This window comes from Chitinophaga oryzae, from assembly GCF_012516375.2.
In the GTDB taxonomy this organism is placed as follows: Bacteria; Bacteroidota; Bacteroidia; order Chitinophagales; family Chitinophagaceae; genus Chitinophaga; species Chitinophaga oryzae.
Genome location: NZ_CP051204.2, coordinates 7,094,474 through 7,110,233 on the forward strand (window position 1 = coordinate 7,094,474; position 15,760 = coordinate 7,110,233).

At 50.9% G+C, this 15,760-nt stretch carries 14 protein-coding genes; 3 read left to right on the top strand and 11 right to left on the bottom strand.

Annotated features, from left to right (window positions below; all coding sequences use genetic code 11):
* Window positions 1-132 precede the first annotated feature (132 nt).
* Window positions 133-831, bottom strand: a complete 699-nt coding sequence (gene lipB, locus HF324_RS28005) for a lipoyl(octanoyl) transferase LipB (protein ID WP_168861383.1) — start codon at window positions 829-831, stop codon at window positions 133-135.
* 156 nt (window positions 832-987) lie between these two features.
* On the opposite strand from lipB, the gene HF324_RS28010 reads away from it, so the two are divergent.
* Both HF324_RS28010 and HF324_RS28015 read left to right on the top strand, forming a co-directional pair.
* A complete protein-coding gene (locus tag HF324_RS28010; protein ID WP_168806473.1) occupies window positions 988-2,082 on the top strand; it encodes an RluA family pseudouridine synthase in 1,095 nt (364 codons plus the stop codon).
* 115 nt (window positions 2,083-2,197) lie between these two features.
* The gene (locus HF324_RS28015) at window positions 2,198-3,862 is read left to right on the top strand and encodes a T9SS type B sorting domain-containing protein (protein ID WP_168861384.1); all 1,665 of its coding nucleotides are present in this window, start codon (window positions 2,198-2,200) and stop codon (window positions 3,860-3,862) included.
* Here HF324_RS28015 and HF324_RS28020 read toward each other — a convergent pair whose 3' ends face one another.
* The 9 genes from HF324_RS28020 to HF324_RS28060 all read right to left on the bottom strand — a co-directional run bounded on the left by HF324_RS28020 (window position 3,863) and on the right by HF324_RS28060 (window position 10,836).
* Window positions 3,863-4,810, bottom strand: a complete 948-nt coding sequence (locus HF324_RS28020; RefSeq protein ID WP_168806477.1) for an outer membrane lipoprotein-sorting protein — start codon at window positions 4,808-4,810, stop codon at window positions 3,863-3,865.
* A 155-nt stretch (window positions 4,811-4,965) separates the two neighbouring features.
* Entirely contained in the window at window positions 4,966-5,835 is an 870-nt protein-coding gene (locus HF324_RS28025; RefSeq protein WP_168861385.1) for an anti-sigma factor, read from the bottom strand.
* A 9-nt stretch (window positions 5,836-5,844) separates the two neighbouring features.
* Window positions 5,845-6,393 carry an RNA polymerase sigma factor gene (locus HF324_RS28030; protein ID WP_168806481.1) on the bottom strand — a complete coding sequence of 183 codons (549 nt, stop codon included), beginning with the start codon at window positions 6,391-6,393 and terminating at the stop codon, window positions 5,845-5,847.
* Between the two features lie 205 nt (window positions 6,394-6,598).
* Entirely contained in the window at window positions 6,599-7,483 is an 885-nt protein-coding gene (locus HF324_RS28035; protein ID WP_168806483.1) for an anti-sigma factor, read from the bottom strand.
* Window positions 7,484-7,489: 6 nt separating this feature from the next.
* Window positions 7,490-8,041 carry an RNA polymerase sigma factor gene (locus HF324_RS28040; RefSeq protein ID WP_078667252.1) on the bottom strand — a complete coding sequence of 184 codons (552 nt, stop codon included), beginning with the start codon at window positions 8,039-8,041 and terminating at the stop codon, window positions 7,490-7,492.
* A gap of 69 nt (window positions 8,042-8,110) precedes the next feature.
* Window positions 8,111-8,689: a peptide deformylase gene (gene def, locus HF324_RS28045; RefSeq protein WP_168806485.1), complete on the bottom strand. Its 579-nt coding sequence runs from the start codon at window positions 8,687-8,689 to the stop codon at window positions 8,111-8,113.
* Between the two features lie 139 nt (window positions 8,690-8,828).
* Window positions 8,829-9,242 carry a Holliday junction resolvase RuvX gene (gene ruvX, locus HF324_RS28050; protein ID WP_078667251.1) on the bottom strand — a complete coding sequence of 138 codons (414 nt, stop codon included), beginning with the start codon at window positions 9,240-9,242 and terminating at the stop codon, window positions 8,829-8,831.
* A gap of 150 nt (window positions 9,243-9,392) precedes the next feature.
* On the bottom strand, window positions 9,393-10,256 hold the full coding sequence (locus tag HF324_RS28055; protein WP_168806487.1) for a UbiA-like polyprenyltransferase: 864 nt from the start codon (window positions 10,254-10,256) through the stop codon (window positions 9,393-9,395).
* A gap of 37 nt (window positions 10,257-10,293) precedes the next feature.
* Window positions 10,294-10,836, bottom strand: coding sequence for an RNA methyltransferase (locus tag HF324_RS28060; RefSeq protein ID WP_168806489.1), 543 nt, complete (start codon window positions 10,834-10,836; stop codon window positions 10,294-10,296).
* A 46-nt stretch (window positions 10,837-10,882) separates the two neighbouring features.
* On the opposite strand from HF324_RS28060, the gene mutS reads away from it, so the two are divergent.
* Window positions 10,883-13,492, top strand: coding sequence for a DNA mismatch repair protein MutS (gene mutS / locus HF324_RS28065; RefSeq protein ID WP_168806492.1), 2,610 nt, complete (start codon window positions 10,883-10,885; stop codon window positions 13,490-13,492).
* A gap of 533 nt (window positions 13,493-14,025) precedes the next feature.
* On the opposite strand, the gene HF324_RS28070 is transcribed toward mutS, so the two are convergent.
* Window positions 14,026-15,741, bottom strand: coding sequence for a SusD/RagB family nutrient-binding outer membrane lipoprotein (locus HF324_RS28070; protein WP_168806494.1), 1,716 nt, complete (start codon window positions 15,739-15,741; stop codon window positions 14,026-14,028).
* Window positions 15,742-15,760 lie beyond the last annotated feature (19 nt).

A 15,760-nucleotide genomic window follows, 5' to 3' on the forward strand; every position in this document is an offset into this window, starting at 1 on the left:
TTTGAGATTTCATAAATTGATAAAGCAAGAAGACCGAAGCGAGTATAAAATCGCTTCGGTCTTCTTGCTTTATTCTCAATAGCGGCCTGGGTTATAGTCGCTGAAATTTCAAAATCGTAAATCAAAAAATCCCTAAATAAGTATGGCGCCAAATACCTCCGCAAAGTGTTTTTTCAGCTTCTCTTTCACTTCAGCCACCGGTACTTCGCGGCCGACTTCCTGGTCCAGGGAAGCCACCTGTTTGTCGGCGATACCGCAGGGAATGATGTTATTGAAGTAGTTCATGGGCGTATTCACATTGAGCGCAAAACCGTGCATGGTCACCCAGCGGCTGCAGCGCACGCCCATGGCGCAGATCTTACGGGCTTTGGTTTTATCCTGCGGGTCCAGCCACACGCCGGTTTCCCCGGGCGACCGGTCGCCGGTAACGCCGTATTCGGCCAGGGTGCGGATCACCACCTCTTCGAGGCAGCGCAGGTATTTTCCGATATCTGTGAAAAAATTTTCGAGGTCGAGGATGGGATACCCTACAATCTGGCCGGGGCCGTGGAAGGTGATATCGCCGCCGCGGTTGGTAGGCACAAAGCCGATCCCCTGTTGCGCCAGCTCTTCCTGGCTGAGCAGCAGGTTTTCCATATGGCCGCTTTTTCCGAGGGTATATACGGGCAGGTGCTCACAGAAAAGGAGGTAATTGGTGGTTGGTTTGGGCCATTGGTCCGGCGCCTGGGCCTTCCGTTGTACGTTGTCCTTCAATAGTTGTTCCTGGTAGTCCCAGGCTTCCTGATAATCTATTTTGCCAAGGTCTCTGACGATGATCTCCTGCTTTTCCATACTGAAAAGTGCTACACTCCTATGCTTTTTTCCGGACCACCGTGGTCCGTGTTTAAAGAGAAAAATCCCGGGTGCAAAGATATAAAACAAAGCGCTAAGGCGTATCAGGGCGGGCAGGACGGGTATTTTATTTTACCTTTGCCAAAATTTACTGTAATGGCAGAAGAATTGCTGGAACTGGAAGACGAGCTCGAAAACGGGGAGGGCAGTGAGGAACTGTATGAGAAGATCAATATGGTGGTGGACAAAGGCCAGGAACCTGTCCGTATCGACAAATTCCTGACCGCCCGTATCGAAGGCGCTACCCGCAATAAGGTCCAGAATGCACTGGACACGGAGATGGTGTTGGTCAATGACAAACCTGTTAAAGCCAACTATAAGATCAGACCGCTGGACAGGATCGTCGTATTTTCCAACAAAAACCCCGAAAGCACCGAAGTGGTGCCCGAGGAGATACCCCTCAATATTGTTTACGAAGACGAAGATGTGCTGATTATCGATAAGCCCGCCGGTATGGTCGTACACCCCGGTTGCGGCAATTATACCGGCACGCTGGTCAACGGCCTTTCCTGGTACCTGGGTGACAAAACACAGGCGACCACGCCGGAGATCCCGCGCTTCGGGCTGGTACACCGTATCGACAAAAACACTTCCGGCCTGCTGGTAGTGGCCAAATCAGAGAAAGCGATGACCGACCTGGCCAAACAGTTTTTCGACCATACCGTTCACCGTCGTTATATTGCGCTCGTATGGGGTGACTTCGAGGAAGATGAAGGCACTGTGGTAGCCCACGTTGGCCGTCACCAGCGCCTGCGCAAGATCATGGACGCCTATCCCGACGGCGAGTATGGCAAGGAAGCCATTACCCATTACCGCGTGCTGGAGCGTTTCAACTACGTTACCAAGGTAGAGTGCCGCCTCGAAACAGGCCGTACCCACCAGATCCGCGTACACATGCAACATATCGGGCACTCCCTTTTTAATGACGATACCTACGGCGGCAACCGCATCCTGAAAGGCACCATCTTCGCCAAATACAAACAGTTTGTGGAAAACTGCTTCGAGATCATGCCCCGGCATGCGCTCCACGCCCAGCAACTGGGCTTCATCCACCCCCGCACCCGCAAGCAGATGTACTTCGAAAGCCCGCTCCCACCGGACTTTACCCAGGTGCTGGAAAAATGGAGCCGGTATACTACCGCAAGGCCCCTGCAGGAAGAAGAAGGCAAACAACAAAAATGGGAAGATTAAAATAGTAAAAGCCTCCGCAGACACCGATCTCCGGAGGCTTTTTATTTCATGCTAAATTATTACTATTTATTTATATATTTCGATTATCTTAGCGGCCATTACCATGTCAACAAACATGAGAAGCCTCCAAACACGCCGTTTATCTCGCATCCTTTTACTACTGCTGGCCCTGTTGCCGGTCGCCCTGAAATCCAGCGCAGTCACCCCTTTTACAGTATCATCCACTTGTGTGCAGGACAGTGTGTTCCTTGTTATCCGGCAACCGGCAGGCATCGACTCTGTGAAATGGTATTTTGGAGATCCCCCTTCAGCAGAAAAAGACTCTTCCGATAAAATACGCGGCGCTTTTCACGTTTATCAGCAAACAGGCACCTACACCATCACACTGGTCGCGTGGCGCAGCGGTGTACGGGATATTACCACACAGCCTGTCACCATCGTTACACCGGTAATCTTCGACTTGGGCCCCCAGGACGTGACACTTTGTGAAGGCGGTACCATGACCCTCAGCGCGCCTGTGATACCCGGCGCCACTTACCTGTGGCAGGACAGCTCCACGTCGCCGGACATCCTGGTAGACACCTCCGCCACCTATAAAGTAAAGATCAATGGCTGCCTTGTTCCCGATTCCGTCAACGTGTTTTATACACCGATACCGAAGATAGAGCTGGGCCCTGACCTGGTGTTATGCTCCGGCGAGCAGCTGCAGCTCGACGCCACCGCGCAGAACTGCACCTATCTCTGGAACACCGGCAACACCGATCCCGTGCAGGATGTACGGACCACCGGCACTTACAGCGTGCGGGTATTCCCCAAAGGCTGCGCCGAAATAACAGATGCCATCACCATCACTTTTACCGGTCCGCCCTACCCTTTCAGCCTGGGCCCCGATACGCTGCTCTGTCCGGGCGAATCCATTACCCTGGCGCCTTCCGTTCCGGAGGCTACCGCCTGGAAATGGAGCAACGGCGCCACCACACCCTCTATCAGCGTGAACTATGAAGCCAATATCTGGGCGTTGGTAGAGATCAACCATATCTGCAATGTGGTAGACACTATTTTCGTGAATTTCAACCGGCTGCGCAAACTCAACCTGGGCAACGATACTACTATCTGTAAAGGCAATTTTCTGGTATTGACCGCCGATTTCGGCAACGGATTATACCGCTGGCAGGACGGCTCCGACCAGGCTACCTATTATGTGACCAAACCGGGCAACTATTTTGTGCATGCGCAGATCGGGCGATGCGAATCGTCGGACACTATCCACGTGTCATTCAATGATACATTGCGGGTCAACCTGGGGCCGGACACCCTGTTGTGCCGTAATGAAGTATACCAGATACCGGTAGTGGGCGCCGGCGGTGCGCCTTTCAAGTGGCAGGACAGCACCAGTATTCCGCAGTTCGTGGCGAGGCAGCCGGGCATCTATTCCCTGACCGCCTGGAATGCCTGTGGCAAGAGTGTGGATTCAGTAAGGGTGGATTATCATGATTGTGAGTGCACCGTGCATTTCCCCAATGCGTTTACCCCTAACGGCGATGGGCGTAACGACTATTTCCGGCCGCGGTACCGGTGCCCGATAGAGCAATATACCCTCAGCATTTACAACCGGTGGGGCGAGCGGGTGTTTTACACGACAGACCCGCAGATAGGCTGGACAGGCCGCGTGAAAGGCCTGCAGGCAGACCTGGGCACCTATGTCTGGATTGTGGATTACCGTGAAGTATATACCCGTATACCGGTGCATAAGACCGGTACGGTGACGGTGTTGTATTAATTATTCCGCTGCTTTAAAATCATAGAATTTAGCGACAAAAGCGGCTGTTTCCCGCTTTTTGAAGGCCACGTCCCAGGTACCGTTGTAGGTTACCAGTGCGGGTATCAGCAGGCCGAACTGTTTGGTCATCTGCACGTTCATCTTCACATTAAAATCAAACAGCATCGTTTTGTAGGACAGGGCGTATTTACGGCCTACTATTTCAAAATTCTCCTTGTTGAACCAGGTGATCAGCTCGTCTACCACCACGTCGCCGCGGTCTATGCGTCCGAGGTCCGGTTTGGCTTTGGCGGAAAACACATAGCAGGGGGTGCCGTCCACATAAGTTTCCGCGCTGATGGAAAAGTCGTAAAACCGCATTACATCGTGATCAAAGATGGCCACTTTCGGACCTACGATGGGCACGCCTTTTACGGGTTTGCCGGGGTTGAAGATGAGTTGTTTGAGCTGGGCTTTATGGCGGGCCATGGCGCCGCCGGCGCTGGTTTTTTCGCCGCTGCTGCCTTCGCATACGGTGCCGGTGGTAAAGAACAGGTTGCCGTACAGTTCCGCCGTATAGTAGTTGTAATCTCCCTTGCGGGTGTAGAAGTCGCCGGTCACCTGCTGGTCGAGCACTTCCATGTTACGGCAGCGGCCTTTCACATGCTGGCGGGTTTTGCTTTTAAGGGAGGCCTGTACGCCGCCTTTTTTATCGAGGATACGGATGTCATTGTCGGCCTGAAACCCTACTATGTGCAGGTTTTTAAAGGCACGGTAAAAGGTGGTGTCTTCCTCCACCCGTTTGATAAAACTATTAACGTCGAAGCCTATACGTTTCGCTTCTACGATCACTTCGTCCAGGTTAACAGTCATTCCTTTGTACCTGGCTGTATCCTGAGCGGCCAGGTGTGTTAGTTGCAGGAATCCCGCAACAACGGTTGCGGCTATACTTTTCCAAAAATGTGACATGCTGCAATTTAGGGAAAAGCTGTAAGCTTTCCGGTGTTAGGAATTCGTTAAAAAAACAGCGGAGACAACAGGGGTGCCGAAGGCCCTGTCATCTCCGCCGGGATCAGTGGTGTATACGGGCCGGCAGCGGGGGCTGCCGGCTGTTGATGTTATTATCAGCCCGGGATTTTGCCGGCTACGTACATCTGCTCCATGGTTGGAGAAGCGGCGCCGCCTTTCTTTTCCAGGGTTACGGCAAACATTTGTGCTTTGCCGGTGATCTTCATTTTCTGCAGCAGGCTTGCTGTATCGCCCATTTCGAACACGCCCATATCTACCGGTTTGCCGTCTACGATGGCCCACAGCTGATATTGTTTGTCGGCGGCCGGTTCCGGCAGGTTGTTGACCTTCAGGTATACCTGTTTGTTGTCCTGGTTCCAGAAGACCGTTGCGATGGCCGTCGGGAAGGACGCAGTACCCGGCATGGTCACTTTCATGACTTTCGGATCTTCCATGACCTGCATGGATTCCTGGAGTTGTTCCAGTCTGGTCTTGTACTCATTGGTTTTGGAGATGATGGAGTTCTGTGAGAGGAGCAGCGACTGGTATTTGTCTTTGTACTCCCGGAATTCCTTCCACCGGTTGAAATAAAAAAAGTTGAGGATGACGCTGCCAATAAGCAGTACGGCGGCTGCAACAGCGATCCATTTCCAGGAAACACCTTTGGTTTCCGGAACGGACAGGACGTTGGTTTGTTCCATGGGGGAGGTTTTAGTGAATTGCAGGTTATCAGCAGTGGTTGCTGTATCCTGTATGAGGGGATCTGTATGAATGAGGTTGAGCAGGCGTATTTTAATGCTTTTCGGCGGGGATACGGACTGGAGCTTTACATATTCTTCCAGGTTGCGCTGGCAGGCGGCCACTGCTGCTGCCACTTCGGGGAATTGTTGCATGGCAGCCTCCAGCTCCAGGCCTTCCTTTTCGGAGACCAGGCCGGCAGTATACAATTCTATCAGTCCGGACGATATGATGAATTGGGCGTCCACGCAAAAGGTTTATTTGTTCAAAATGCTCCTTAACTGGATGATGGCATTACGCAGTCTGGTTTTCACGGTACCCAGCGGAATATCGAGCGCCCGGGAAATTTCTTCCTGGGTACAGCCTTTATAATAAGCCAGGTCGATAAGGGTACGTTGTTCTTTGGTCAGCTTGTCCAGGACTTTGGAGAAACCTAGGTAATCTACGGATTGGTACACGGTTAGCGGGCCACCGTTCAGATGTACGTCGTCCGTAATATTTTGGATTTTCTGTTCGAGTTTGTAGGCTTTGGAGCGCAGTACATCGATCGCGGTATTGCGGGCGATATTCAGCATCCAGGTAAACAGGCGGCCTTTGTCTTCGTCGTACTGGTCCGCATGACGCCATATTTTCAGGAATACGTCCTGCAGTACGTCAATAGCCTGCGTGGGGTCGTTCAGCACCTTTACGATCACGCCATAGAGAGCGGGCGAATAGTGATCATAGAGGAAACTGAATACTTTCTGGTCGCGGGCATGAAGGCCATGTACCAGTTCTGCTTCTGTATATGTTACATGATAATCCAAGACAGACAGCCAGGTTTGGTTGATCGTTATATTTGGTTGAATTCATTCCATGACATCATAGGTAGCGCCATCCGCAGCTGAAAAAAAATCAATATAAACTACCTTGCTAATCTGAGTAAACTGTGCCGAGCGTGTAACTAATGGTTTTCCGAGGTATCGGGGGCAATTTACGGATTAATCAATTACAACCCGTAGTTACCTGTTACTATTTCTGTATTTTGGCTGAGAGCTGCAGCTGGTCCATAGTAGGCTGTGTGCTGCCGCCTTCGTTCTCGAGAGTGATGGCAAAGCCTTCTGCCGCTTCCGCCGGCTTCATCGGCTGGATTTTCTGTGTTACCTGTGCTCCGCCATGGAACACGCCGGCGTCCACCAGCTTTTTGTTATGAATAGCCCATAACTGATATTGTTTACCGGCCGGAGGCAGCGGTAAAGACTGTGCAATGAGGAAAACGGCGTGGGACACGGGGTTCCAGCAAACCGTCACTATTTGTCCGGCGTTGGCGCCGAAGCCTTCCAGCTTGATCCATTTAAAGGCCGGGTCTTTCAGCATGTCCAGCTCTTTCTCCATTTCGCGGCTGGCGGTGAGCGACTGGCTCTCCTTTTCAGCGTCCAGTTTTTCTTTGGCGGCTACCAGCGACTGGTAGCGGCTCTTATAATCTGTAGAGCGGCTGAAGAAAAAGAAGTTGAGTATAACGCTTCCGAGGAACAACAGGATAATAGCAGCAGCGATGTATTTCCAGACTCTTTCGGTACCGGATTTACGGCTGTTGCCGTTGAGCCGTTTCACCGGTGTTTCACGGGAACCGTTGGCCGCGGCCGGTGTACGCAGTTCTTCCGGTAACAACGCATGGCCTGCGGGTGTTTCTTCTTCCCGGATGATATCCAGCAGGCGGTCTTTGATACCGGCTGGCGGCGCCATGGCGTACAACTGTACAAACCGTTCCCTGTCCAGCTGTAACTCCTGGACAGCGGCTTTTACCTGAGGATACTGTGCTACGATTGTTTCCACCTCGTTATGTTCTGCTTCGGGAAGCAGCCCAAACACATAACTCTCCAGGATACCGGATGATATGTAACGTTGTACATCCACTGTGTGCTATAATTGTTTTAATAGGATTCTCAACTGCATAATCGCATTGCGCATTCTGGTCTTCACCGTTCCCAGGGGGATATCAAGGGTTTTGGCGATTTCTTCCTGTGTGCATCCTTTGAAATAGGCCAGATCGATGATAACACGCTGATCTTTTGGAAGGCCCTCAATCACCTTTGTTAACCCGAGATGGTCCACGGACAGGTGTACGGCCAGTTGTGGCTCATACATCAGATTGGCGCTGGTTACGTCTTGTACTTTCTGGTCAAGTTTGTGGGCTTTTGACCTTAAACTGTCGATAGCGGTATTCCTGGCAATATTGAGCATCCAGGTAAAAAGGCGGCCTTTGGAGGGATCGTATCGGTCTATATTTTTCCAGATCTTTATAAATACTTCCTGGAGCACATCTCCCGCGGAAGCATCATCCGTAACTATTTTGAGCGCCACCCCATACAACGCCGGTGAGTAGTGGTCATATAAATAACTGAATAACTTTTCATCCCTGGCTTGCAGTCCCTGAATGAGTTCTATTTCAGTATATGATAAGGTAGTTCCCAAAATGGATACGGATGGTTAATCTTTACAATACCAAAATAAAGGGTTTTCTTTACATTACAAAATTATTTCCTATTTAGGAAACGTCATTTTGTAGTCTACCCTTATCTTTCCTTTGGTGATATCATCGAGTTTGCTTTTCAACATCCTGCGTTTCAGCGGCTTGAGGTGATCGATAAACAGTTTGCCATCGATGTGGTCATATTCATGCAGGATCACGCGCGCAGTCACGCCGGTAAAGGTTTTCTGCTGCGGTTCGAAATTCTCATTTACATAGGAAAGGGTCACGGTCTCGTCGCGGTATACGTCTTCCCGTACTTTGGGAATGCTCAGGCAACCTTCGTTGTAGGCCCATTCCTTACCGCCGGTTTCCACGATGTGCGCGTTGATAAACACTTCTTTGATCCCTTCATCTCCCGGATATTCGCTTTTCTCGTCGTCTTCCAGGTTGTCGATGATCTGTTTGCTGTCTACCACAAACAGGCGGATGGATTTGTTGACCTGAGGGGCCGCAATGCCTACTCCGTTGGAGCCGTACATTGTTTCCCACATATTGGCGATAAGTTCCTTCAACTGGGGATAATCGGGCGTAATATCATCTGCTACTTTTCTCAGTACCGGGTGCCCGTATGCAACAATTGGCAATATCATGATCTTGTGCTGTTTTTTATTGATCTGCAAAGGTACGACATTTGGCTATTTTGAGATTTTGATATTTTGATATTTAGTTATTTGAACGGGTTTCCGCAGTTAAATATCAAAATATTTAAATGAAAAAATAAATAAATGTCTATATTTTATTTTGCAGGTACTCCTGTAAGATAATGGTGGCGCTGATTTCATCCACCAGGCCTTTATTCTGGCGGTCCTTTTTCTTCAGCCCGCTGTCTATCATACTCTGGAAAGCAATTTTGGAGGTAAAGCGTTCATCCACCTTTTTCACCGGCACCTGGGGGAAATTTTTCCGGAGGATGCGGACGCACTCTTCCACCAGCGGCGTGGCATGGGTAGCGTTACCATCCAGGTTTTTGGGCTCCCCGATGATAATCGCCTCCACTTCTTCGGCGGCAAAATATTTTTTCAGATAAGGGATCAATTCATGGGTAGGGATAGTGGTAAGTCCGCTGGCAATCAGCTGCAGCGGATCTGTCACGGCCAGTCCGGTCCTTTTTTTTCCATAATCGATAGCCATTACACGCGCCATACCATTTAGGGATTTTTTGATTTACGGATTTTTTGATTTGAATTAGTTATTTTGAAATTGTTGATCAGTGCGACTTTCTGATTGATTTATTCTGATATGTGGATACGCTGGTTATCCCCAAAATCAAAAAATCCGTAAATCAAAAAATCCCTAAATGATCAGCATGTCTGCAATCACAAAAACGGCAAACACCACGCTGGCAATACCATTGGTGGTCATAAACATCACATTGACCTTGCTGAGGTCGTGCGGTTTTACCAGCAGGTGCTGGGATATCAGCATGGCGATGAATACGGCGGCGCCTATCCAGAACAGCCAGTGATAGTGTCCGTATATGCCGATGGTGATCACCAGTGCAGCGGATATCACATGCAGCAGCTCGGAAAAACGCAGGGCGCCGGAAAGTCCCAGCCATGCCGGGATGGAGTTCAGCTGCTGCGACTTGTCAAAATCTTCATCCTGCAGTGAATAGATAATATCGAAACCGGATACCCAGCACAGCACCAGCACGGATACCAGCACCGGCAGCAGGGCAAACTCGCCCGTTACCGCCAGGTATGCCCCTATCGGCGCCAGCGACAGCCCTACGCCCAGCACCATATGGCACATGGCCGTAAAACGTTTGGTATAGCTATATCCCAGCACCACTATCAGTGCTATGGGCGACAGGAAAAAACAGATGCGGTTGATGAACCAGGTCGTTAGGATGAACAGCATCACGTTGATCAGGATGAAAAACATGGCATTCTGCGGAGAGATAATGCCCGCCGGGATTTCCCTTTTGGCCGTCCGGGGGTTCAGCTTGTCAATGTCCATGTCCAGCCAGCGGTTGAACGCCATGGCGGCGCTGCGGGCAAATACCATGCACAGCACCACCAGCCCGAAGGTTGTCCAGCTAAAACTGCCTCCTCCTTTGGTGGTAGCCATAAAATAACCGGTCAGTGCAAACGGCATGGCAAAGATGGTGTGACTGAACTTTACCAGCGACAGATACTTGTTAATAGTAGTAATCATATGTAAACAGTTGAGCCATCAGCTCTTAAATATAATTTTACCGGCCAGCGGCGGCTTTCAGTTTTACAAAGATATCCCAAACTACGATACCGGTGCTCACGGAAATGTTCAGGGAGTGTTTCATGCCTGACTGGGGGATTTCGATGCAGCCGTCGGCCATTTTCATGACACCGGCGTCCACACCGCTCACCTCGTTGCCGAACACGAGGGCCAATGGCTGACCGGCCGGAGGGGTGAAAGCGTCGAGCATCACGCTGCCGGCGGCCTGTTCGATGGTCATAATGAGGTAGCCGGCGTTTTTCAGGGCCTCTACGGCCTCCAGGGTAGTAGGGAAATATTGCCAGTCCACCGTTTCGGTGGCGCCGAGCGCTGTTTTGTTAATATCCCGGTGCGGAGGCACCGGCGTATAGCCACACAACACAATGCCCTGTAACAGGAACGCGTCTGCCGTACGGAAAACCGATCCCACATTGTGCATACTGCGCACATTGTCCAGCACCAGTACCACAGGCGTCTTATCTGCTGCCTTGAACTCGTCCACCGTTTTACGGCCCAGTTCATCCATGCTTAACTTTCTCATGATCTGCAAAGATAACCGGATCGGATGAGTTTTATATATTTGCGCCATGGCAAAAAGTAAATCAGAAGAAACGCCACTGATGCTACAGCATAAGGCTATCAAAGACAAATACCCGGATGCAGTACTATTATTCCGCGTGGGCGACTTTTACGAAACCTTCAACGAAGACGCAGTGATTGCCTCAAGGGTACTGGGCATTGTGTTAACCAAAAGAGCCAATGGATCTGCTTCTTACGTTGACCTCGCAGGTTTTCCCCATCACTCGCTGGACACCTATCTGCACAAACTGGTAAAAGCCGGTCATCGTGTGGCCGTCTGCGACCAGCTGGAAGACCCTAAAACCGTTAAAGGCATTGTAAAACGCGGGGTGACAGAAATGGTAACGCCCGGCGTAGCGGTGAATGACAAACTACTGGAGAACGCCAGCAACAACTTCCTAGCAGCCGTTCACTTCGGCAAAGACATCACCGGCGTTTCCTTTCTCGATATCTCCACCGGCGAATTCATCATCGCCGAAGGCAGCACCGAGTATGTGGACAAGCTCCTGCAGAGCTTCCGCCCGGCAGAAGTAGTGTTTGCCCGCCAGCAACAGAAACATTTCAAAGCTACCTTCGGCAGCCGCTTTTATACGTATAACCTCGACGAGTGGATCTTTACCACCAGTTACGCAGAAGACATCCTGCTGAAACATTTTCAGACCCACTCCCTCAAAGGGTTTGGCGTAGAAGGCATGGACGCCGCCATCATCGCGGCCGGCGCTACCATGCACTATCTGAAAGACACCGAACATCCGCACCTGCAACATATCACCCGCATACAGCGCATCAGCCAGGAGGACTTCCTCTGGATGGACCGCTTCACCGTGCGTAACCTGGAACTGCTGCACAGCAGCGTGGAAAACGGTCACACCCTGCTTAAAGTGCTGGACAACACCGTCACCCCCATGGGCGCCCGCCTGCTCAAACGCTGGCTGGTATTTCCCCTCCGCGACATCGCCCAGATCAACCAACGGCTGGACACGCTCACCTTCTTCATCAAAGAAACGGAACTGGCCCAGCAACTGGTGCATCACCTCAAACTTACCGGCGACCTGGAAAGGCTGGTATCCAAAATCCCGCTGCGTAAAATCAACCCACGGGAAGTAATGCAGCTGGCCCGCTCCCTCGAACAGGTACAGGCCGTACAGGAGCTGCTGGGGAAAAGCGGAAACGACTACCTGTTACGCCTCAACGAAAAACTGGACGCCTGCGCGCCTATCCTCACCAGGATCCTCAATGAAGTGATGGAGAATCCGCCGGTGCTGGTCAACAAGGGCGGCGTTATCCGTGATGGCGTCAATAAGGAACTGGACGAGCTGCGCGGCATCGCCACCAAAGGCAAAGACTACCTCCTGCAGATACAGCAGAAAGAATCAGAAGCCACCGGCATCCCTTCCCTGAAAATAGCGTTCAACAACGTTTTCGGCTATTACCTGGAAGTGACCAACACCCACAAGAACAAAGTACCCGATACCTGGATACGTAAACAAACGCTGGCCAACGCCGAACGTTATATTACGCCGGAGCTGAAAGAGTATGAAGAAAAAATCGTGGGCGCCGAAGATAAAATACTGGCGCTGGAAACACGGCTGTTCGACGAACTGCTGGCAGCGCTGCAACCATTTATAGAACCGGTGCAGCAGGACGCGCAGGTATTTGCGCAGCTCGACTGCCTTCTTTGCTTCGCCAACAACGCGCTGCAATATAAATACCGCCGGCCGGTCATCACCGACGGTTACCAGCTGGACATCCGCGAAGGCCGCCACCCGGTGATAGAAAGAGGCCTGCCAGCCGGCGAAAGCTATGTGGCCAACGATATCCAGCTCAATAAAGACGATCAGCAGATCATCATCCTGACCGGTCCCAACATGAGCGGTAAATCGGCGCTGCTGCGGCAAACCGCCCTCATCACCCTGATGGCGCATATGGGTAGCTTCGTACCCGCCACCAGTGCCGAGATCGGGCTGACCGACAAAATATTTACGCGTGTAGGCGCTTCCGATAACCTGAGCGGCGGCGAATCTACCTTTATGGTGGAAATGAACGAAACCGCCAGCATTATCAATACCATTACGCCCCGCAGCCTCGTGATACTGGACGAGATCGGCCGCGGCACCAGCACCTACGACGGCATTTCCATCGCATGGAGCATCGTGGAATACCTGCATGATATGACCGACCACCGCCCGAAAACGCTGTTTGCCACGCACTATCACGAACTCAATGAGCTGGAAAACAAACATGCCCGGGTGAAAAACTTCCATATCACCAATATGGAATCCGGTAACAAGATCATTTTCCTGCGTAAGCTGGCGCCAGGTGGCAGCCGCCACAGCTTCGGTATCCATGTGGCCCGTATGGCCGGTATGCCGCCGGAACTGATCAACCGCGCCAATGAAGTACTGGCCAACCTGGAGGAAAAACATATCGACACATCCTTACAGAAAAATATCAAAAATATTACGACGCCCACGCAAAAACTGCAGCTCAATATTTTTGACGCGCATAGCGATACGTTCCAGCAGATACGGGAGAAGCTGGGTACGGTGGACATCAACAGGCTGACCCCTGTGGAAGCTTTGCTGAAACTGAACGAGATCAAAGAGATGATCAATTAAAAGATAGTGCTGAACTGTGGACACAGCCAGCCGCTTTTATATCTGATAAGTGATAGTAGCAGCATCCGGCTACCACCCCGGAGCTGCCATATCTGGTCCTATGCTTGCCAAATTAGGGTTAACATTACCCATACGGCTTTCGCCGACGGGTAACCATATAGCGATTTCACTATCCGTCATGCTTTATTGAATGATAGTATGATGGATAGTGATTTCAAAAAATGAAAAGTTATTATCCGGTATCTTCGGAAACAGCATTAAACATCGTTACGAACAACTACAATAGCCCCCAAAAGATATGGTTCACTGACGCTCTGGTAAGTTGGCTCAAAACTAACCAATCACGTAAATTTACCGCTTCACAGCCAACACATTTGTAGTAGTTCTTCAATACCGTAGTCATAATACTACTACATCCGGAGCGGAGTTGTATTTCTTTCAGGACGGAAAGCAAAAAGCGGCTGTTCCTAAGAGGAACAGCCGCTTTTATGTATTTCAGCAAAGTCAGCTATGTATGCGAATTTGTTGCCAGGCTATTTTTTATCCCACCATACGCGGCCGGTGAAATCGTTATCGGCGTTGCCGTATTCACCGGTTTGCTGCATTTCGTTGATAGCGTTTCTCCAGTTGGTCTGGTTGGCGATGGTTGGCTGCGGCAGTGCCCAGCGGCGGGGGATCGCCACGGTCTGGCCGGCTACCTGCATCGGTTCAAAAGGCAGGATACCGCCCACTTTGGGGATACCGGCTCTTTTCCAGGCGCCCCAGGCTTCCCAGGGAGATTTGAACAGGTTCAGGAAGTTCTGGATGTTGATTTTTTCCAGCAGCACGTCGTTGGTACCGGTAAAGGCAACATTCGGTTTTTCCAGGTAGGCGGCGATAGCAGCAGCGTCCAGCGGCGCATAGTCGCGGATTTTAGCTTCGCGGCCCATATCGTCATACGCTTTGATAGAAGCTTCCACACCATTTTTATAGTAGGTTTCCGCAGTACCGGTGATGATACCTCTTACAGCCAGTTCAGCCAGCATGAAGCACTGTTCAGCATAACTCAGGATCGGCTGCGTATAGCGGGCGCCGTTCTGGTTGCCATTTTCAGCATCGAGGTCAAACAAACGGCGTTGTACAGCGGACACGGTGTCCAGCGTACGGGTCACTTTCTGCGACTCGCCGTCCACCATGAAAGTCATGGTATAACGTTTTACCTTGAATACCTCGGCATCCGCCGGCGCTTTTCTTCTGTCGGGGCTGGCCGGCAGACCAAAGTAACGGCGTTCATTATATGTAGCGGTAGCCGGAAAAACACCTCCTTTGATAAGGCTGTCCACCAGTTCTTTGGTATAGCTGTTTTTTTCGTAGAAGATACCCAGGCGGGGATCATTGTTATTGTACATGTAGTCCAGCATATTTTTGCTGGCAGACAGCGGATTGTTGTCCATTGCCCAGTTACCGGCGCGGGCAAAGTTTTCGTCAGCAGAAAGGAACTTCCATTCCTCGGCATTGCTTACGAAGAGGCCGTCGGTAACGGTCATTGCGTCCTTAATGATAGCGGTTGCTTTGTCTGCTGATCTTTTCAGCTGACGCATCGCCAGTTTGATACGGAGCACATTGGCAGCTTTCACCCAACTTTTGACATCACCTTTGTAAAAGATGTCGGCGTTACCCGGAGAGGCCTGTCCGGAGAGACCGCTTTGCAGGGTAGTGATAGCGGCTTTCAGCTCGGCTTCCCAGATGGGGAACAGCTTTTCCTGCGTATCATAAGTAGGCGTAAAGTTGGCATCGGACCGGGCCTGGAATGCGTTGGTGTACGGCATACTGCCGTTGGCGTCAGAAGCTCTCCAGGCGCTGTACACCTTCAGTATTTTAGCGATCGCCAGTACGTTACCATACTGTGCGCGTTCTGCTTCGGCTTTCCTGGACACTACCGCTTCTATTTCCACAAGGTTGCGGCCAATGCTTTTGTAAAAGGCATTATAGAAGTCGTTGGTGTTGGTTGGGCTGAAAAGACCGGTGGGAGACGATCCCGGAGCCGCCACACCAAACTGCATCCATTGCAGCTGGTAGGTGTAGCCGTCATAGAACCAGTCAAAATCGCGGTCTACAATGCTTTTGGCAGACTGGGTGATCAACATTTCCGGTGGTACGTCTTCACTTACCTGCGGGTTTTGGTTGATATCTTCAAAGTTTTTGGTACAGGCGGTCAGCATCATACCTGCTACTGCTACGCCCAAACCCCATTTATTTACATGTTTCATGTTACTCAATTGTTAAACG